The sequence below is a fragment of the Acinetobacter cumulans genome (assembly GCF_003024525.3).
Classification (GTDB): domain Bacteria; phylum Pseudomonadota; class Gammaproteobacteria; order Pseudomonadales; family Moraxellaceae; genus Acinetobacter; species Acinetobacter cumulans.
On record NZ_CP035934.2, the window covers coordinates 611,842 to 630,994 of the forward strand.

Consider the following 19,153-nt stretch of genomic DNA (forward strand, 5'->3'; position numbering starts at 1 on the left):
AGCAATAAGTTGAGATTTAAATTAGCTTAATAAAACTTAAAAACAGCATTATTTTGTATAAAAAAGATTCATACCATTAAAAATAAAAATGAATAACTGCTTTATCGCATCATATTTTTTATGAATCACCAGTTCAAAATATGGGTATTTATTAACTAAATATTGGGTGGTAATTTAAAAAAGTTCCATTAGAATCCAAAAATTCAACAAAAGAACATCCTGAGGGGAAGCATCGTTTTTACGATGTTTACTTAAGAAAAATTAGCTTGAGGAACGCTCATGCAGATCGGAATTCCAGCCGAAACTGTTGTCGGTGAACATCGCGTCGCTGCGACGCCAGAGACAGTAAAGAAGTTGATCAGCGCTGGTCATAATGTCGTTATTGAACGTGGAGCAGGTGTAAACGCTGCTTATATCGATAGTGCTTATGAACAGGTTGGTGCCAAAATTACAGATGATGCCTATACCGGCAGTCAAATTATTTTGAAAGTACGTGCGCCGAAGGGTGACGAAATTCAAAAGCTTGCGCCAAATACCGCAGTCATTGCAATGTTTGACCCATACCGTAATCCGGAGTTGGACCAATTTGCTGCACAGCAAGTGTCTGCATTTGCGTTGGAGCTATTGCCACGTACTTTATCTCGTGCGCAAAACATGGACGTACTTTCATCTCAAGCCAACTTGTCAGGTTATAAATCTGTATTGTTAGCTGCTGCTGAATATCAACGTATGTTCCCTATGCTCATGACTGCAGCGGGTACAGTAAAACCAGCACGTGTAGTGATTATGGGTGTGGGTGTTGCCGGCTTGCAAGCGATTGCAACAGCAAAACGTTTAGGTGCAGTTGTAGAAGCAACAGATTTACGTCCAACGGCACGTGATCAAGTTGAATCACTTGGCGGTAAATGGTTAGACGTACCAATGTCACCAGAAGAACAGCAAAAAGCGGCAGATGCTGCGAAGAATGGTTATGGTTGGATGCCGGGTGAAGAATACATCCGTGATCAAGCGATTATTGTTGATAAAGCTGTATCAAATGCGGACATCGTGATTACGACTGCCTTATTACCAGGCCGTGATGCACCACGTTTAATCAAAGCAGAAACAGTTGCCAAAATGAAACCAGGCTCAATCATTTTAGATATGGCGGTTGAAACTGGCGGTAACGTTGAAGGTTCTGTGTGTGGTGAAAATGTGATGACTGCTAACGGTGTAAAAATCTTAGGCATTCCAAATATTCCTTCTACAGTTTCGACTGAAGCTTCGGCACTGTATGCACGCAACGTTTTGAATTTCTTAGACACATTATTTGATGCTGAGAAAAACTTCGCGATTAATCCAGAAGAAGAAATTCAAAAAGCCCTATTGGTCACTCACAGCGGTCAAGTGCTGTTGAAGCGCGGCTAAGGAGACTTGTCATGGTTGAAACGATTACGATTTTTGTCCTCGCTATCTTCGTAGGTTACTACGTTGTTTGGGGTGTAACGCCGGCTTTACATACGCCTTTAATGGCAGTAACCAATGCGTTGTCTTCAATTATTATTGTAGGTGCAATGCTACAAACCGTAGGTATTCCTGGGGTATTAGAAGCAAGCGTACAATTCCAAAGCGTGAACGTAGTGAGCGTATTGGGTGCAGTAGCAGTATTTTTGGCAAGTATTAACATTTTTGGTGGCTTCGCAGTAACTGCACGTATGCTCGAAATGTTTAAGCCAAAACAAAAGAAAAAAGAGGGCTAATCCATGGAATTCATTAAAGAATATGCGGATTGGTTCTACCTTGTTGGTGCGGTCCTTTTCATTCTCACTTTACGCGGTCTATCTGGCCCGAAAACTGCAATCGCAGGTAACCGCTACGGTATGATCGCTATGGCGATTGCCGTGATTACCACATTCTTTGTAGCAGATCATCCTGTAGTTTGGATGATTGGTGGCGCGATGGTTTTGGGTGCAGTCGTGGGTATTGCACGTGCACGTACAGTTCCAATGACGCAAATGCCTGAAACTGTTGCATTGATGCACTCATTGGTGGGTTTAGCTGCGGTATTGATTGCGATAGCAGCCATTTTGCATAACAACCAGTTAACTGCTTTATTTGCAGAAAACGAAGCGGCGTTAACAGCTGCTGGCGTACAGCATGCGCACATGAGTAGTGTTCATTTATTTGAATTGTTTGTGGGCTGTTTTGTAGGCGCGATTACCTTTACTGCATCTGTATTTGCTTATGGTAAATTGGCTGCCAAAAAATGGGCAAAAACCATTTCAGGCGGTTGGGTAAAACCAGTACAAGCATTGTTGTTTATTGCAATGTTGGCATGTGGTGTTTACTTCTTTACGACGGGTAACATGAATGCATTCTGGGCAATGACTGCACTTGCACTTGCGTTTGGTTGGGTATGGATTGCGCCAGTGGGTGGCGGTGACATGCCAGTGGTCGTTTCACTACTGAACTCTTTCTCAGGTTGGGCTGCAGCAGGTATTGGTTTCACACTTGAAAACAACATGCTGATTGTTGCGGGTTCACTTGTAGGTTCATCTGGTGCGATTCTGTCTTACATTATGTGTAAAGCTATGAACCGTTCAATCATCAACGTTTTGTTTGGTGGTGCAATGGGTGGTGCAGCAGTTGCATCTGCAGACAAAGGTGAGCAAGTTCAACGTAATTACCGTTCAGGTTCGGCAGACGATGCTGGTTTCTTAATGTCAAATGCGGACAGCGTTGTGATCGTACCAGGTTATGGTATGGCGCAAGGTCGTGCTCAAAACGCAGTGAAAGAATTGTGTGAAATCTTAAAAGAACAAGGTGTAACGGTTCGTTTTGCGATTCACCCAGTTGCGGGTCGTATGCCAGGTCACATGAACGTACTTTTAGCTGAAGCGGACGTTGCGTATGAAGACATCTTAGAGATGGACGAAATCAACTCAGACTTCCCAGCAACAGACGTTGTACTTGTGATTGGTGCGAATGACGTTGTAAACCCTGCAGCCAAAGATGATCCAACATCGCCAATTTACGGTATGCCAATTCTTGAAGCACATAAAGCACGTACGATCATGGTGATCAAACGTTCTATGGCAACAGGTTATGCAGGCCTAGATAATGACTTGTTCTATAACGACAAGACTATGATGATCTTTGGTGATGCGAAGAAAGTTGTAGAAGATATGACAAAAGCAATCAATGGTGGCGGTCATTAAGACTCAAACTTTTGATGAGAAACCGCCTTCGGGCGGTTTTTTATGGAAAATGAAAAAAGATAGCTATGCTGTAATGCGCAAAAATTGCTACATATTGAGAGATTATTCTCTAAAACTGGTCGCAAGCTGACAATTTTTTGTAGGCAAATGGGGGAGTGTTATAAGCAAAGCCTGATGATTGCTATGTTTTATATTGTTGGCATTTTTCTTGCAAAACTATAAGTAATAAGCAGTTTATAACCGTAGTGAAAGGCATGTTTATTGATTTGAGCAGGGGGACGCTATGAGTACAGAACGATTAAATATTGAGAACCGCAGATCTGCAATTGCCAGCAGCTTAGAGCCTTATATCAGTAGTGTAGCTTTAGAAGAAGCATTAAGTCTTTGGGAGCAACGTTATAGCAATCAGCCGGTATATGCATTGAATCATTTTTTAAATGATGTTTGTGAAACAGATGATTTGAAGCACTGCCGTCGCCATATTATGCGTCAAATGTTGCGGGCTTTGACCAGTTTAGAACAGCGTGAGTGGTAAATATTATAGGCAATAAAAAAGCGGTCTATTGACCGCTTTTTTATTGATAAAGATGTTATGCCACAGACTCAGGTGCTGTGCGCCATAAGCTTTCTAAATCATAGAATTTGCGTGCTGTAGGAAGCATAACATGAACAACGACAAAGCCGAGGTCAATCAAGATCCACTCTGCATCACGCTCGCCTTCAACACCAATCGGGCGGAAGCCAGCTTTACGTGCTTCTTCAGCAACGTTGTTTGCAAGGGATTTGAGATGACGTGTTGATGTACCGCATGCAATCACGATTGCATCTGCAACGTTGCTGATCGCGCTAACATCAATTTCGACGATTTCTTTCGCTTTTACATCTTCGAGAGCTTCACGTACCACTTCTAAGCAAGCTTGTACGTCTTTTTTTGAACTTAATGCAGGTTCTTGAAAGTTTGAAGCGCCGGGCGATGGTTCTAAATTCATGGAGGGTATGGTTTCCAGACAATTATTCATCATCTAATATAGCGGTTTTGGTGCTGAATTTCAAATCAGCACCTTGATCTCTTCAGTTTATTGATGAGAAGTATTTGTCTTTCCACGCAAAAGAATTTTGTGACAAATTTTGTGGGCGATATTCGGCAGCACTGAAACCTGTATATTGGCTGTGTTTGAGCCAATCAAAAATGACTGCATAATCAATGTTTCCTGTGTCAGGTTCATGTCGACCTGGATTGTCTGCAAATTGAATATGACCAATCGCATCGATATTTTCTTGTAGGCTTTCCAATAAATTTTCGCCCATCATGGCCATGTGGTAGCAGTCAAATTGCATTTTTAAGGCAGGGTGACGTACAGCCTCAAGCATTTCCTGTGCTTGAGCAATGTTTTGCACCAAAAAGCGGGGCATATCGGTGCCGTTGATCATTTCAAATACTGGTTGAATATCGTGATCACTGCACATGTGGCATGCCAGTTTTAAATTGGTCGCCAAGGTTTTTAAGCAGGGTAGTAAATCTGCATCTAGGGGTTGTTTACCCGCAAGGATATTAATGCTAGGTACTTGTAATGCTTTGGCATAGCGAATGGCTTTTTCTAAACCATGATGAAATTCAATTTCTTGACCTGGAATACCAGCAAGGCCATTGCCACCAGTCATCAAGTCACCTGCAGGCGCATTAATCAAACATAGGCTTAAGTCATGTATGGTGAGTTGGGTTTGAATTTGCTCAATACTTAGCTCATATGGAAATTGGATTTCAATATGATCGAAACCATGAGCACGTGCCAGCGCAAAGCGCTCAAGCAAGGGCACTTCGGTAAAAATCATGGACAGATTAACGGCCAATTTAATCATGGTTGGCACCCTCTGAAATTAAGCGAAAAATGATGACAGCACACAGTTAGTTAGATTTGACCTGTAAACGTATGGTAGATAAGTCTGCCTCGGCATAACCATTGGCTTGATGTTGTTGTAATTGATCAAGGGCTTGTATGGCAACAGGAATATGCAATTGATATGAAGCTGCCAGCTTTAAGGCATTGTTTAGGTCTTTAGATAAAGTTTGTACTTTCCATTGCACGGGTTCAAAGCTTTGGCTCGCCATACGAGGTGTGAGGATCTGGAAAGGTTTTGAGTCAGCAAACCCACCTGCCAAAGCAGGTGCGAGAAGTGTTGTGTCGACACCCGCGTGTTCGGCCAGTGCAACAGCTTCTGCAATGAGGGTGCTGTTGGCTGCGACGATGAGCTGATTACAAATTTTTGTGGCTTGGCCTGCGCCTGTTTCTCCCATGCGGGTAACACGCTGTGATAACACATTATAAATCAGTTCTAGGCGTTGAATGCTTGGTGCATCACCACCTGCAAAAATAACCAGAGTGCCAAGTTCGGCACCAGCTGTTCCACCAGAGACAGGGCAGTCAATCCAATTGACGCCTTGTTGCTGTGCTGCTTGAGCAAGTTGCTTTGTACATTCTACGGATAGACTTGAAAAATCTGCAATAATTTGCCCTTTGCTTAAGTGTGGTTGAATTAAGCTAAAGACATTTTGCACAGCATGATCATCGGCCAAACAGGTTAAAATGGCAGGATATTGGCCAAGTTGGCTCAAATCGAGTGCAGTTGCACCTTGTTCAATCAGGGCATCACAAGCACTCGGACTACGATTCCAAACTGCGACTGCAAAGCCAGCTTGCAAGAGACGAGTTGCCATACGGCTTCCCATGAGTCCCATGCCCAAAAATGCAATTTTAGTTTGAAGGTCGAAGTTCATGCGTGTTCCATTAGATGATCATACTGTTTTAAGCTTAGCGGAATTGGCGCGGTAAAAATTGAACTTCAGGGTTCTTGTCTTTTTTACGTGCCAGTTTGCTGTTTTTGCCGAGCAATAATTTAAGTTGCCAAATTTTTTCTAAACGTAAAGATTTACTTGGTTGATGTTCCATAGCATCTAGTACACGTTTGGCTGCGGTTAAGGCATCAGGTGAGCGGCCAAGCATCTCTTCAGCGAGTGTTTGAGCTTGTTGAAGCGGTGTTGCATTGAGATGCGTGACCAAACCAATATCTTTGGCATAGTTGGCGTCAAAAATACGGGCAGTAAGTGTCAATTCTTTCGCCAAATCTAAGCCAATAATGCCTTTAAGCGAACGGCTGAGCCCCATATCTGGAACCAAACCCCAGCGACTTTCCATAATCGACATTTGTGTTTCTGGATGTGCAATACGAATATCGGCAGCCAGAGCAAGTTGCATACCTGCACCAAAGCAATAGCCTTCAATCGCGGCAATCACTGGAACAGGCAGTTCTTGCCAAATCAAAAATGCTTTTTGAAAAAGACTTTGACCAGGGCGGATCAGTTCCCATGCAGCATAAGCGGTGTTTTTCGGGTTGTTTAAATCACTTAAATCAATGCCTGCACTAAATACTTGTGCTTCGCCAGTTAAAATCACACAGCGAATCGTACGGTCTTTTTTAATACGATTGGCAATGTTTACCAGCTCTTTGAGCAGGGCAAAACTCATGGCATTGCGTTTATCTGGGCGATTTAGGCTAACGGTTGCAATGCCGTTGTTATTTTCAAATTTGACCAAAGCCATGTTGTACACTCTTTTTGTTTCTTTGCGACGAGCATAGCATGAGCTTATCTTGCATGCATGACAGCTCAGTCATCCTTCTATTTAAATCGGGCATGACGACCTGTTTAAGTATTGTGCTGACTTAAAATATGTTGGGCTGCCAGTTCAACTTGCGCAATGATGGCTTTCATTTCATCAAAGCGTTTGTGGACTTCTTGAATGAAGGCATCATCGGCTCTGCGGCGTTCTTTACGTAAGGTTGAAACAAATTGCTCAAAGCTACCCGTAACATTTTGCAAATTGGGTGTGCCGACATAGCGAGTTGCACCGTATAAACGATGGAGCACATGTTCGAGTTGTGGGAAATCTTCAAGCTCAATCAGCTGTTCAATTTCATTCACTTCTATTTCGAAACTGTCAGTAAGCATTTTGAGCAAATCGACCGCCAAGTCCTCTTTATTGGCCGCTAGCATAAGACATTGTTGCCAATCTAAAATATTGCTGTCGAGTGAATCAATAACAGCAGTACGTTCTACAGCAACAGGCTTTTTAAAGTTTTCAGCGGTCCAATGGGTCAAGATTTGAATAATCTGTTCCATTTGGATCGGTTTAGTCACGTAATCATCCATACCACTTTGCAACAGCTTTTGCTTTTCATCCGAAAGTGCATGTGCCGTGAGCGCAATAATCGGCAGACGTTTTTGTTCTTCTTTGGTGGATTCTAATGAACGCAGCGCACGCGTGGTATCAATGCCAGACATTACGGGCATTTGAATATCCATGAAGACCAAATCAAAATCTTTGAGCCCTTGCGCATGGCGAGATTGAATAATATCTAAGGCTTCTTGACCGCTGAGTGCTTTGGTGGTGGTCACGTTAAGTTCAGATAAGAGCGCCTCTAATACAATCAAGTTGGGTAGATGGTCATCGACCGCTAAGATATGTAAGCCTTGGCCATCAAAGTTATCCATGGCGTCATGTTCAAACAAGGGCTCATTACCCAACAATTGTGCCAATGCACTACGACTCAGCGGTTGATGTAATGGACGAGCACGGTATTCATTTAGCATGCTTGGATCGAGTAGCATTTGATAGCCATAAATCGCCAAATTGCCGTGATAACGTGAGCGAATTTCTTTGAGCATGGCTTCGGTATCGCCACTATGGTCTAAAATGAGCCAAGTATTTTCAGCATGTTCAAACTGATTTAGACGGCTAAATAAATCTAAAATCGACTGTGCTTCGACGTGTTGTACAGCATAATCTTCAAGGTAGTGGCGTAGTACATTGGCTGTAGCAGGATGTGCTAAATATGATACCACAGTTAAATGTTCAAATTGTGGATGGATGACTTCTTCATCTTCATTCACGCTAAACATTGCGGTAAACCAAAAGGTTGACCCTTTTTCGGTCGGTGCACGTTCTTGGTTGTCTTCAAAGCCAATTTGACCATGCATGAGGTTGACCAATTGTTTAGAAATTGCCAAACCAAGACCTGTACCGCCAAATTGACGTGTAACGGAGGCATCACCTTGTGAGAAGGATTCAAACAGCTTTTTACGGTCTGTGCCACTTAGGCCAATACCACTGTCTTGTACGCTAAAATGAAGTAGGCACTGGCCAATATCATCATGTTCCATTCGCACACGAACAATAATTTCACCATCAGGGGTGAACTTAATCGCATTAGAAATTAAATTGGTCAAAATTTGTTTAAAACGTAAGGCATCACCAATCACATGCACGGGCACGTTGTCCGCATAGTAAAAGGTCATATCAATATGCTTTTGTGCCGCTAAAGGCGAAAGCATGTCCATAACATCAAAAACGGCTTCTTCTAGATCAAAAGGTGCAGTTTCGAGTTCGAGTTTTCCGGCATCAATTTTAGAAAAATCTAATACATCGTTAATGAGTGCCAGCAAATGTGCAGAAGATTTGCGAATGGTTTGTAAATATAAGTTTTGTTCATTGCTCAAATTACCTTGGCGCAGTAACAGATGAATAAAGCCATCAATACTGTTTAAGGGTGTTCTGAGTTCATGGGAAATATTGGCTAAAAAAACCGATTTAGATTGATTGGCATGAATCGCTTGGTCGCGTGCTTGACGGTAAGTGATATTTTGCACTTCTAAAGTATCGAGCGTACGGCGTAAATCGTCTTCGGTTTGTTCTGTATGTTCGCGTAATTCTAAAAAACTAAAATGCAGACGATTGACCACGTTGGCAATGTCACGCTGTAAAAGGCGAAGCTCACCTGTACTGTTAATAATCATGTGCTGATCTAAGGTGTCAGCATTGAGGCGTTGTAATTGCATACGAATTTCGTACATCGGTGCAATCCAGCGACGCGAATAGAAATTGAGGCATAACAATAATAAAAGTAGGGTCAGTAAACCTGTTGCGACCAACACCATCAGCACGCGATAGTGTGCAATTTCTAGAGGTTGGTTGTCGAGCTCAATCACCAGCCAGTAAGGCGTATTCATTTCATCATGAATTTGTGTGGCATACACATTACTGTGATTTAAACGAATAGGCCCAATAAACTCTGATTTTTTGTTCTCTGCAAGCTTTGGCCATGGCGCATCATCTTGGAAGCCAAAACTAATTCTATTTTTTTCTTGGCTGTCTAAGATTGCAGCACGAATCAAATGTTTTTCGCTAAACATATTTTGCATGGCATTTCGTGCTTGATCGAATTGCCATGGATATTGTGCCAATAAGTTGAGCGCATCTTCGGATGCAGGCTGAAAACGCGTCAAAATCGCAATCGCCATTTGGCGTTGTTGTGCTTTGGCGGCATTGGAAGTTTCGCTAATGACCAAGGTTGCACCCACACATGCCAAAATTGTAATGGGCACAAAAATTAACGCAATGAGCTGTCCATAGGCATGATTTAAGTGTAGGCGTTTAAAAAGCTTTTTGTTGATATTTGACATGATTCAAGCAGTTTATTCCTTATGCACTGCATATTAGCATGCTTTATTTGAAACTGACTGCGCTTTAATCACTTTCACGAAAAAGCCCTGCAAATGGGTGCAGGCGCAGTCATTTTTTCATACAATAGGCGCACCTCGATATAGGTACAAATAATGAGTAATACAACCCCTGATTTCCAAGCAGACGATTTTTTGTTAGACCATTATGTCGGAAAGACTCCGTTGGTGCGTTTACAGCGTCTGGCATGTCACACTCAAGCAACTGTATTGGCCAAGTTAGAAGGCAATAACCCAGCAGGTTCAGTCAAAGACCGTCCAGCATATAATATGATTATGCAAGCTGAAAAGCGTGGACAGATCAAGCCGGGTGATACGTTAATTGAAGCGACAAGCGGAAATACAGGTATTGCATTGGCAATGGTTGCTGCCATGCGTGGTTATAAGATGAAGCTGATTATGCCAGCCAACTCAAGCCAAGAACGAAAAGACGCGATGCGTGCCTACGGTGCAGAATTAATTGAATCTGCAAGCATGGAAGAAGCGCGTGATATGGCCGCGCAAATGCAAGCAGACGGCGTGGGCTTGGTTCTTAATCAATTTGGTAACCCAGATAATTCAGAAGCACATTACCTGACCACTGGCCCAGAAATTTGGGAGCAAACAGGCGGTAAAATTACTCACTTTGTGAGCGCGATGGGCACCACAGGCACCATCATGGGGATTTCAAAATACCTCAAAGAACAAAATCCAGAGATTCAAATTGTTGGCTTACAGCCTTCTGAAGGTTCAAATATTGCAGGTATTCGCCGCTGGCCTACAGAATACTTGCCGACGATTTTTGATCCGAGTCGTGTCGACCGTATTATGGATATTCCGCAAATTGAAGCTGAAAAAACTGCCCGTAAAATGGCACGTGTTGAAGGCATTAGTGCAGGTACATCTTCAGGTGGTGCAGTATGGGCATCAGTGAAATTGGCTGAAGAGAATCCAGATGCTGTGATTGTTTGCATTATCTGTGACCGTGGCGATCGCTATTTATCTACAGGTTTATTCTCTGTGGTTGATGCTGAATAATTTCGGGGTTGAAGAGTCTTTATGCGTTTACCTATTTTAACTTTCGATATTGAAACTTTGACTGATTTAAAATCAGGTGCGCATTTATACGGACTCGATTTACCCGAAGCCGATTTAGACGCGGCTTTGGCAAAGTTAAGACGCCAAGAAAGTGGTACAGACTTTCAGCGTTTGGCTTTGCATGAAATTGTCTGTATTTCAGGTTTTTGGTTAGATGAAAATGGCATGAAACTGTTTTCATTTAGCCGTGAAAACTATAGTGAAGCTGAAATTTTAAAGCGCTTTTTATCTATTTTTGATAAACGCCAACCGACATTGGTAAGTTGGAATGGCTCGCAATTTGATGTCCCCGTGATTTTATTTCGTGCGATGTATCATGGTCTATCTGCGCCAAGTTTATTTGATCAGGGCGAGATTGATTCACAAAAGCGTTATAATAACTACCAAAATCGCTATCACCACCGTCATGTCGATTTAATGGATGTCATGGCGATGTTTAATGGTCGTCATTTTCAAAAGCTGGATGACATTGCACATTTATTGGGTTTTCCTGGTAAGCGTGGTGATGGGGCATATCATGTGCCTGAATATGTCCGTACTGAACAGTGGCAACAGCTGACCAGCTATTGCGAAGGTGATGTGCTCAATACATGGTTGATTTATTTGCGCTGGCAATTGTTGAAGGGGCAAATTTTAGCCTCCGATCATCAACACTTGGTGCAATCGACCATTCAGTATTTAGCGACACAGCCACAACAGGCTGAATTTTTAGCGGTTTGGCGAGAAAATTCGAAACAAACCGATTTTACCCAATTTGATTTCCCATCTTCCACACATTAGGTTCACATGAAATACAAAGCCAAGTCCCCAAAAGCACCAGCACTAAGCTATATTTTTCAAGTTGAGTCGCTGTCACATGAGGGGCGTGGCATTGCTCATTATGGTTCACACCCTGAGCATCCGATTGAAAAACAGGGTAAAAAAGTTTTTATTCGTTATGCTTTACCTGGTGAAACTGTACGCGCAGTGATTACTCATACCGCAAAGCGTTTAGAAGAAGCGGATAGTCTAGAGCTTCTGAGTGCAGCCTCTACAATGCGTGTGCCTGCGCCGTGTCCGCACTTTGGGATTTGTGGTGGTTGTAATATGCAACACATTCACCCAGACGAACAAATTCGTTTAAAGCAAGATGTACTAAAATCACATTTAACCCATTTTGCAGGATTAAGCCCGAAAGAATGGCTTTCGCCTTTACGCTCAGGTCGTGAGGACTATCGCTGTAAAGCACGTATTGGTGTGCGCTATTTGCCTCATAAAGATAAATTGGTGGTGGGTTTTCGTGAAAATGCCAGCAATAAATTGACTTCTATTGACCGATGTATGGTCTTAGATCAGCAATTTGGTTCGATTACACGTTTAAAACAATTACTCCAAAGTCTAAAAGGCAAAGCTGACATCGGTCATGTAGAATTAGCGATGGGGGATGCTGAAGTTGCTTTGCTGATTCGTCATACCGATAAATTATGTGACGCAGATGTCAACGAATTACGAAAATTTACGTTACAGAAACAGTGGCAACTTTATTTACAAGCAGCAGGGCCTGAAAGCTTAGTTCGAGAGGACGGCCAAGGGACTGAAATGCGTTTGCATTACAGATTAGAAGAATTTGATACGACTTTTGCCTTTAGTCCATTAGATTTTACTCAAGTAAATTCAAGTGTTAACCCGAAAATGGTGAAGCTGGCATGTGATTTGCTTCAATTGAAGCCAGGTGAGCGTGTTTTGGATTTATTTTGTGGTTTGGGTAATTTCTCTTTACCTTTGGCGCGCTGTGTTGGTGCACAAGGTGAAGTGGTAGCGGTTGAGGGAAGTGAAGAAATGGTCGCTCGAGGTACAGAAAATGCAAAAAACAATGCAATTTCTTGGTTGAGCTTCTATTCACAAGATTTAACAAAAGATTTTTCGCATCAAACTTGGGCAAATCAGGGATTTGATGCATTATTGATTGATCCTCCACGCTCAGGTGCAGAAGAGGTTATGCATTATCTGCCCAAGTTTGGTGCAAAAAGAATAGTTTATGTCTCATGTAATCCCGCAACACTCGCACGCGATGCAGGTGTGTTAGCACAGCAGGGTTATCAGCTGAGCCGGGCAGGTGTTATGGATATGTTTACGCATACTGGGCACGTAGAGTCTATCGCGTTATTTGAACAGATTGAACCAACCACTCAGATTGACGATGTAAGAAGTGATGAAGAGTAAAAAAATAGGAGTAGGGTATGGTCACAGTACGTGAACAGCTCCCGGGGCGTCTCAATGAGTTGTCTCAGGAAACGACTGTAGAACATGCCGATCAAGCACTACATGATCTAGACGAATGGCTAGATCGTGTGCGTGGCATACTAGATGGTGAATCATTATCACAGCTTGAAGAAGTTGCACATCTAACGCTACAAAAAGAGCTTGAGTCGACGATTCATCATCGTTCCAATACCTTTTATACAGGTATTGAGATGGCTGATATCTTAGCGCATTTACACGTAGACGAAGATACCTTGTCGGCAGCGATGCTTTACCGTGGCGTACGTGAAGGTGTTATGTCGCTGGATGAAGTACATGAAAAATTCGGTGAACAAGTTTTCGCCTTGGTCAAAGGTACTTTGGCCATGGGTAAGCTTTCAGAGCTGATTGAACAAAATAAACGTCTGGAAGATCATTTTAATAATAACCAACGTGAACACTTAACTGGCATTTATAAAATGCTGATTTCCGTGACGGAAGATGTTCGAGTTGTTTTAATTAAGTTGGCAGAACGTACCTATGCTTTACGTGAATTGGCGCATTCTTCAAAAGAGCGTCAGGAACGTGTTGCACGTGAAATTTTAACAATTTACTCGCCATTGGCGCATCGCTTAGGCATTGCTCAGCTCAAATGGGAGCTAGAAGATCTGGCTTTTCGTTATCTGGCACCAGAGCGTTATAAAGAAATTGCGTCCTTATTGAATGAAAAGCGTTTAGAGCGCGAACAATATATTCAATTCGTTACCGATAAATTGCGCCAAGAACTGCTCGATCATGATATCGAAGCGGAAATTAACGGCCGAGTGAAGCACATTTATTCGATTTATCGAAAAATGAAAAGCAAGAACTTGAGTTTTGATCAGCTCTACGACATTCGTGCCGTGCGTGTATTGGTAAAGAGCGTTCCAGAGTGTTATCACACCTTAGGGATTGTTCATCAAATCTGGCGTCATATTCCACATCAATTTGATGACTATATTACCAATCCGAAAGCCAATGGTTACCGTTCATTGCATACGGCTGTGATTGCTGAAAATAAATCACTCGAAGTGCAAATTCGTACCCAAACTATGCACCAAGAAGCTGAATTGGGTGTGTGTTCACACTTTAACTACAAAGAAGGGTCGAAAAACACCGACCATTCTTTTAACCATCGTTTACATTCATTACGTTCGGTTTTAGAACATTATCAAGAACGTAATGATGCTAGTGCACATAAAGATGAAGAAGGTGAAGAAAGTTTTGAGCAAATTCAAGACTTCGAAGGCTTTGAAAAAATTTATGTGTTTAGTCGTGATGGTGACATTAAAGAATTACCTCGTGGCGCAACTGTATTAGACTTTGCTTATCACGTGCATACGCAGGTCGGCAATAAATGTTATGCCGCACGGGTCAATCAGCGTTATGTTCCTCTCACTTACACTTTAAAAACAGGTGAGCAAGTTGAGATCTTAACCAAGAAAGACCGTGAACCAAACCGTGATTGGATTGTCAATTCGCTGGGTTACATTAAAACTGCCCGCGCGCGTGATAAGTTACGTCATTGGTTCCGCCAACAAGATCGAAGTAAGAACTTAGAAGTTGGACGTGAGATTCTAAATAAAGAACTTGCACGTTTGGCGATTCACCCGAAAAGTATTGATCTAAATGACTATTGCAGTCACTTCAATGTCAAAACGGGCGAAGATATTCTGATTGGATTGGTGAGTGGCGATATTAGCCTGCATGCGCTGATTAATCAGGTGAACCGTCACATGCACTTAGATCAGGATGAGCCTGAACTGGTGCTGAAGCCGACATTAAACCCGCGTGCCAGCCATACACTGTCTGCACATGGTATTTTAATTGATGGTTTAGACAATGTAGAGCTACATGTGGCTCAGTGCTGTCAGCCTGTACATGGTGAATCGATTGGGGGCTATATCACACTTAATCGTGGCGTGAGTATTCATAAAGTTGCATGCCCTGACTACATGCGTATGATTCAGCAAGAGCCTGAACGTGCAGTAGAAGCAGATTGGGAAATGCAACCAACGCGTGGTCAAAGCGTACAAATTGTGGTGGAAGCATACGACCGCCGTGGTTTACTGAAAGACTTAACGCAGGTGATTTTCTCAGACCAAATTAACATTCGTCAGGTGAATACCATTTCAGAGTCTGATGGTATTGCCAACATGAAATTGTTAATTGAAGTTAAGGGTTTGGCACAGCTTTCACGTCTACTCGCACGACTTGAGCAGCAGCCTGGCATTATTAGTGCACGACGTTTAGTTCAAGGGAATTAAGCTTCTCATTTAATATAATAGCTTCATAAATTGATGAAAAAACCCGCATGTCAATGCGGGTTTTTTCATGTAATGTATTATCAATGATCATTAAAACAATACATATTGCGATTTATGACGCTTTCAGAACGACGCAGAGATAATCTAAATCAGTGGTTTGAATATTTAATGCAAACGCAGTTTCAAACCGGAAAAGCCATTTGTGAGCATTATGGTTTGAGTGTGGCTGAAGTTTCTCAAATGTTAAATAGCCACCGACCGATTTCACAAAAAACAGCACGCTTGCTTGAGCAGCAATTGCAGTTGGCTGAGGGGGCTTTAGATTTAGAGGAAATGCTTCAATACTGCACTCAGCAGGTACAAGTATCGCAACCTTTACATCATATAAGCATTGGTCAAAAAATTGAGCATTATGCAATGGCGAGTGTGCAAGCGCAGGTTTTCGCTTTGGAAATAAGCTCGGATGTACTCAGCGCAAATGTAGACTTACATGGGAAAAGTTCTAAGGATTTATATCAGATCGGTATTACGGGCTCGGATTATGCCCCCATGTTAAATGCAGGCTGGACGGTGCTGTGTAATCGGGCTTTAGACGCGCAGGCACAGGATTGGGTCTGTGTAAAATTGGTCAATGAGTTATGTTTATTTTTACAGTTTGTACGAACGACCACGACAGAGCATTATTTTCAAAGTTTAGACCAGAAAAAAGCGGTGAGTTTTGCCTGTGCTGATGTGCGACATATCGATCCAATCGTTATGATTTATACACGTTCTGATTGAAATTGGCATAGTAATATTGGCCATTTTTAGGGCTGTAAAATATTTGATAGGATTGCAATAACGCAATAAAAAACCCATCCGAAGATGGGCTTTTTATGTGGTTAGCTCAATTAGTGAGGAATTTCTTCTTCATCAAATTCAGGTTTAACTTGTACGATAAAGTCTTGACGGTTGAGACCACGCCATAAAGCGAAAGCCGTACCAATGTAAATAGATGAGTAAGTACCCACAAATACACCAACAAACATCGCAACAGAGAACCATTTAAGGCCATCACCACCCAAGAACATCATGGCTAAAACAACCAATAATAATGTCATTGAGGTATGAACTGTACGACGTAAAGTTTCAGTTAAGGCAATGTTGATGATCTCAACAGGCTCAGCACCGCGAATCTTACGGAAGTTTTCACGGATACGGTCTGATACCACGATGTTATCGTTAAGAGAGAAACCGATAATGGCCAAAATTGCCGCCAATACTGTTAAGTCGAATGGCCACTGCATGAGGGCAAAAATACCCAGTGTCACGATAATATCGTGAAACAAAGAGAGCACTGCGCCCATTGCAAGTTTGAATTCGAAACGAATCGTGACGTAAACCAGCATTAACAACAGAGCAAGTGCAACAGCACCACCCGAACGTAGATAAAGCTCGTTACCAACTTGGCCACCCACGACATCTACTTTATGCACTTCAGCTTTGTTACCAGGTAACTGTGCTGCTGCTGTAATCTCTTTGGTTAAATCAGCTGCTTCTGCATGTTCTTGTACAGGCATACGGACCATAAGGTCACGGTTTGAGCCTAATGTCTGTACTACAGAGTCTTTGAAGCCAGCCTGAGCAAGTGCAGCTGTTACATCCGTAGCTTGCACAGGCTTGCTATAGTTGAGTTCCGCAGATACACCACCCGTAAAGTCTAAACCGAGGTTTAGACCTTTGGTCGTAATAAAGAAAACACTGGCAACGGTGAGCAGAATTGAAATGATGGCAGCAGGCACTGAAATCTTCATGAACGGAATTACACGTTCATTGTCTGGTCGGCCGTATTTTTTAGGATCCAATTGAGTATTGTCAGTCATGATCGATCTCCTAAATGCTCAGCTTGGTTAAGTTACGTTTTTTGCCATAAATGAGCTGTACGATTGCACGTGTTACTGTAATAGCAGTAAACATTGAGCAAACAATACCAATCATCAGTGTTACGGCGAAACCTTTAATTGGGCCCGTACCGATGGCAAAAAGAATAAATGCAACCAAGAATGTGGTGAGGTTCGAGTCGAAAATGGTGTTATAGGCACGATCATAGCCGGCCATAATGGCCTGCTTGGGTGAGGCACCCCATTTCATTTCTTCTCGTATTCGCTCACAGATCAACACGTTGGCATCGACGGCCATACCAATGGTAATGACAATACCTGCAATACCTGGGAGGGTGAGGGAAGCACCAATCCATGACATAACTGTCAAGATCATCGCTAAGTTCACCACCAAGGCGAAATTGGCAATTAAACCAAATAGACGGAAGAAGACCACCATCCAAATGGCAACAAGCAAGAAGCCGATTTGTGTAGATAGCACGCCTTTATCAATGTTTTCTTGACCAAGACTTGGACCAATAACACGTTCTTCAACAAAGTACATTGGTGCAGCCAAAGCACCAGCACGTAGCATTAATGCAAGCTCTGCTGCTTCTTGTGGTGATGCTAAACCTGTAATACGGAATTGTGAGCCTAATACCGCTTGAATCGTTGCAGCATTAATCACAACAGATTCAGTATATGGTGTACGAACTTCTGTTTGAACACCTGTAGCAGGATCTGTTACATAGCTAATTTTTTGTTTATTTTCAATAAACAGAACCGCCATACGTTTACCAACGGCAGCGCGTGTTGCCTCAGACATGAGCTTACCGCCCGCAGTATCTAAGGTAATGTTTACTTCAGCACCACCAGTGTCTTGGCTAAAGCCTGAAGAGGCATTTTGTACACGTTCACCCGTAAGAATACGGTTACGGTTCAGTAGTAATTGACGACCACTATCTAAAGACTCATAAGCAAATGCTTCTGTGCCTGGTGGAACTGAGCCTTTTGCTTGACCCGTATACGGATCAATGTATTGATCATTTTGATCAGAGACTAAACGGAACTCGAGGTTTGCAGTACGACCTAAAACACGTTTAGCTTCTGCAGTATCTTGTACGCCTGGTAATTCAACCACAATACGGTTGCTACCTTGGGTTTGCACCAATGCTTCGGCCACACCTAACTCGTTAATACGATTACGGAGTGTGGTTAAGTTTTGGTTTACTGCATAAGATTGAATTTCTTGCTTACGCACATCGGTATACGTCAAACGCAAAGTTGAGCCATTATCAGTGGCAATCGCTTGTTGTGTATATTCGTTACCGTTACGGCGTAGAAAATCCATCACAGCTGAACGGTCGTCATTGTTTGCAAATTGCAAAGTAAGCGAATTATTGTTCAGAGTCAGACTATTGAATTTTAATTTATTGTCACGCAATTGACGGCGCAAATCTGCAGCTGATGTTTCCATACGCTGAGAGATGGCTTTGTTCATGTCAACTTCAAGCAGGAAGTGAACACCGCCACGTAAGTCCAGACCTAACTTCATTGGCTTAGCACCAATTTTTTGTAGCCATTCTGGTGTTGTCGGTGCCAAGTTCAGTGCGACAACATAGTCATCACCTAAACCACGGCGTAGAGCGTCTTTTGCTTTTAATTGTGCTTCACTTGAATCTACACGTAAGAGTGCAGCATTGTTGGTGAAACTATTGTCATGCGATGCAATATTGTCACTTTTTAATATTTGCTCTGCTTTTTGCACGATGCTCTGGTCAATCTGAGTACCGGCTTTGGCACCCGAAATTTGAACGGCAGGTTCATCTGGATACAAACTTGGCAGGGCATATAATGTACTGATCACGAGAACAACGATGATCAGCAGATATTTCCATGCTGGGTAACGCATCTGTTTTC

At 42.5% G+C, this 19,153-nt stretch carries 16 protein-coding genes; 9 read left to right on the top strand and 7 right to left on the bottom strand.

Going from position 1 to position 19,153, the window contains the following annotated elements:
• Positions 1 to 279: 279 nt before the first annotated feature.
• The 4 genes from C9E88_RS02935 to C9E88_RS02950 all read left to right on the top strand — a co-directional run bounded on the left by C9E88_RS02935 (position 280) and on the right by C9E88_RS02950 (position 3,732).
• Positions 280 to 1,407: a Re/Si-specific NAD(P)(+) transhydrogenase subunit alpha gene (locus tag C9E88_RS02935; RefSeq protein WP_106984605.1), complete on the top strand. Its 1,128-nt coding sequence runs from the start codon at positions 280 to 282 to the stop codon at positions 1,405 to 1,407.
• Positions 1,408 to 1,418: 11 nt separating this feature from the next.
• Complete coding sequence (locus C9E88_RS02940; RefSeq protein ID WP_106984606.1) at positions 1,419 to 1,739, top strand: proton-translocating transhydrogenase family protein; 321 nt, start codon at positions 1,419 to 1,421, stop codon at positions 1,737 to 1,739.
• Between the two features lie 3 nt (positions 1,740 to 1,742).
• Positions 1,743 to 3,197, top strand: a complete 1,455-nt coding sequence (locus tag C9E88_RS02945; RefSeq protein ID WP_106984607.1) for an NAD(P)(+) transhydrogenase (Re/Si-specific) subunit beta — start codon at positions 1,743 to 1,745, stop codon at positions 3,195 to 3,197.
• A gap of 283 nt (positions 3,198 to 3,480) precedes the next feature.
• Positions 3,481 to 3,732: a hypothetical protein gene (locus C9E88_RS02950; protein WP_106984608.1), complete on the top strand. Its 252-nt coding sequence runs from the start codon at positions 3,481 to 3,483 to the stop codon at positions 3,730 to 3,732.
• A gap of 55 nt (positions 3,733 to 3,787) precedes the next feature.
• Here C9E88_RS02950 and rsfS read toward each other — a convergent pair whose 3' ends face one another.
• The 5 genes from rsfS to C9E88_RS02975 all read right to left on the bottom strand — a co-directional run bounded on the left by rsfS (position 3,788) and on the right by C9E88_RS02975 (position 9,714).
• Entirely contained in the window at positions 3,788 to 4,186 is a 399-nt protein-coding gene (gene rsfS, locus C9E88_RS02955) for a ribosome silencing factor (RefSeq protein ID WP_106984609.1), read from the bottom strand.
• 82 nt (positions 4,187 to 4,268) lie between these two features.
• On the bottom strand, positions 4,269 to 5,057 hold the full coding sequence (locus C9E88_RS02960; protein WP_106984610.1) for a hydroxypyruvate isomerase family protein: 789 nt from the start codon (positions 5,055 to 5,057) through the stop codon (positions 4,269 to 4,271).
• A gap of 46 nt (positions 5,058 to 5,103) precedes the next feature.
• On the bottom strand, positions 5,104 to 5,973 hold the full coding sequence (locus C9E88_RS02965) for an NAD(P)-dependent oxidoreductase (protein ID WP_106984611.1): 870 nt from the start codon (positions 5,971 to 5,973) through the stop codon (positions 5,104 to 5,106).
• A gap of 34 nt (positions 5,974 to 6,007) precedes the next feature.
• On the bottom strand, positions 6,008 to 6,796 hold the full coding sequence (locus C9E88_RS02970) for a crotonase/enoyl-CoA hydratase family protein (protein WP_106984612.1): 789 nt from the start codon (positions 6,794 to 6,796) through the stop codon (positions 6,008 to 6,010).
• A gap of 104 nt (positions 6,797 to 6,900) precedes the next feature.
• Positions 6,901 to 9,714, bottom strand: a complete 2,814-nt coding sequence (locus C9E88_RS02975; RefSeq protein WP_106984613.1) for a GacS-like sensor histidine kinase — start codon at positions 9,712 to 9,714, stop codon at positions 6,901 to 6,903.
• Positions 9,715 to 9,867: 153 nt separating this feature from the next.
• On the opposite strand from C9E88_RS02975, the gene cysM reads away from it, so the two are divergent.
• From cysM to C9E88_RS03000, 5 genes are all read left to right on the top strand, one after another.
• A complete protein-coding gene (cysM, locus tag C9E88_RS02980) occupies positions 9,868 to 10,788 on the top strand; it encodes a cysteine synthase CysM (protein ID WP_106984614.1) in 921 nt (306 codons plus the stop codon).
• Positions 10,789 to 10,809: 21 nt separating this feature from the next.
• Positions 10,810 to 11,628: a 3'-5' exonuclease gene (locus C9E88_RS02985; protein WP_106984615.1), complete on the top strand. Its 819-nt coding sequence runs from the start codon at positions 10,810 to 10,812 to the stop codon at positions 11,626 to 11,628.
• Positions 11,629 to 11,634: 6 nt separating this feature from the next.
• Positions 11,635 to 13,050 (top strand): 23S rRNA (uracil(1939)-C(5))-methyltransferase RlmD, encoded by a 1,416-nt coding sequence (gene rlmD / locus C9E88_RS02990; protein ID WP_106984616.1) that lies wholly within the window; start codon positions 11,635 to 11,637, stop codon positions 13,048 to 13,050.
• A 17-nt stretch (positions 13,051 to 13,067) separates the two neighbouring features.
• The gene (locus C9E88_RS02995; protein ID WP_106984617.1) at positions 13,068 to 15,374 is read left to right on the top strand and encodes a RelA/SpoT family protein; all 2,307 of its coding nucleotides are present in this window, start codon (positions 13,068 to 13,070) and stop codon (positions 15,372 to 15,374) included.
• A gap of 168 nt (positions 15,375 to 15,542) precedes the next feature.
• A complete protein-coding gene (locus tag C9E88_RS03000; RefSeq protein WP_106984618.1) occupies positions 15,543 to 16,154 on the top strand; it encodes a hypothetical protein in 612 nt (203 codons plus the stop codon).
• 110 nt (positions 16,155 to 16,264) lie between these two features.
• Here C9E88_RS03000 and secF read toward each other — a convergent pair whose 3' ends face one another.
• Together secF and secD are read right to left on the bottom strand one after the other, a co-directional pair.
• The gene (secF, locus tag C9E88_RS03005) at positions 16,265 to 17,239 is read right to left on the bottom strand and encodes a protein translocase subunit SecF (RefSeq protein ID WP_171356329.1); all 975 of its coding nucleotides are present in this window, start codon (positions 17,237 to 17,239) and stop codon (positions 16,265 to 16,267) included.
• 7 nt (positions 17,240 to 17,246) lie between these two features.
• Positions 17,247 to 19,145, bottom strand: a complete 1,899-nt coding sequence (gene secD / locus C9E88_RS03010) for a protein translocase subunit SecD (protein ID WP_106984620.1) — start codon at positions 19,143 to 19,145, stop codon at positions 17,247 to 17,249.
• Between the last annotated feature and the right edge of the window lie 8 nt (positions 19,146 to 19,153).

Bases quoted from the DNA above. Each gene is read 5' to 3' on its own strand.
- C9E88_RS02935 (WP_106984605.1), top strand. From the start codon at position 280: ATGCAGATCGGAATTCCAGCCGAAACTGTTGTCGGTGAACATCGCGTC.
- C9E88_RS02940 (WP_106984606.1), top strand. From the start codon at position 1,419: ATGGTTGAAACGATTACGATTTTTGTCCTCGCTATCTTCGTAGGTTAC.
- C9E88_RS02945 (WP_106984607.1), top strand. From the start codon at position 1,743: ATGGAATTCATTAAAGAATATGCGGATTGGTTCTACCTTGTTGGTGCG.
- C9E88_RS02950 (WP_106984608.1), top strand. From the start codon at position 3,481: ATGAGTACAGAACGATTAAATATTGAGAACCGCAGATCTGCAATTGCC.
- rsfS (WP_106984609.1), bottom strand. From the start codon at position 4,186: ATGAATTTAGAACCATCGCCCGGCGCTTCAAACTTTCAAGAACCTGCA.
- C9E88_RS02960 (WP_106984610.1), bottom strand. From the start codon at position 5,057: ATGATTAAATTGGCCGTTAATCTGTCCATGATTTTTACCGAAGTGCCC.
- C9E88_RS02965 (WP_106984611.1), bottom strand. From the start codon at position 5,973: ATGAACTTCGACCTTCAAACTAAAATTGCATTTTTGGGCATGGGACTC.
- C9E88_RS02970 (WP_106984612.1), bottom strand. From the start codon at position 6,796: ATGGCTTTGGTCAAATTTGAAAATAACAACGGCATTGCAACCGTTAGC.
- C9E88_RS02975 (WP_106984613.1), bottom strand. From the start codon at position 9,714: ATGTCAAATATCAACAAAAAGCTTTTTAAACGCCTACACTTAAATCAT.
- cysM (WP_106984614.1), top strand. From the start codon at position 9,868: ATGAGTAATACAACCCCTGATTTCCAAGCAGACGATTTTTTGTTAGAC.
- C9E88_RS02985 (WP_106984615.1), top strand. From the start codon at position 10,810: ATGCGTTTACCTATTTTAACTTTCGATATTGAAACTTTGACTGATTTA.
- rlmD (WP_106984616.1), top strand. From the start codon at position 11,635: ATGAAATACAAAGCCAAGTCCCCAAAAGCACCAGCACTAAGCTATATT.
- C9E88_RS02995 (WP_106984617.1), top strand. From the start codon at position 13,068: ATGGTCACAGTACGTGAACAGCTCCCGGGGCGTCTCAATGAGTTGTCT.
- C9E88_RS03000 (WP_106984618.1), top strand. From the start codon at position 15,543: ATGCAAACGCAGTTTCAAACCGGAAAAGCCATTTGTGAGCATTATGGT.
- secD (WP_106984620.1), bottom strand. From the start codon at position 19,145: ATGCGTTACCCAGCATGGAAATATCTGCTGATCATCGTTGTTCTCGTG.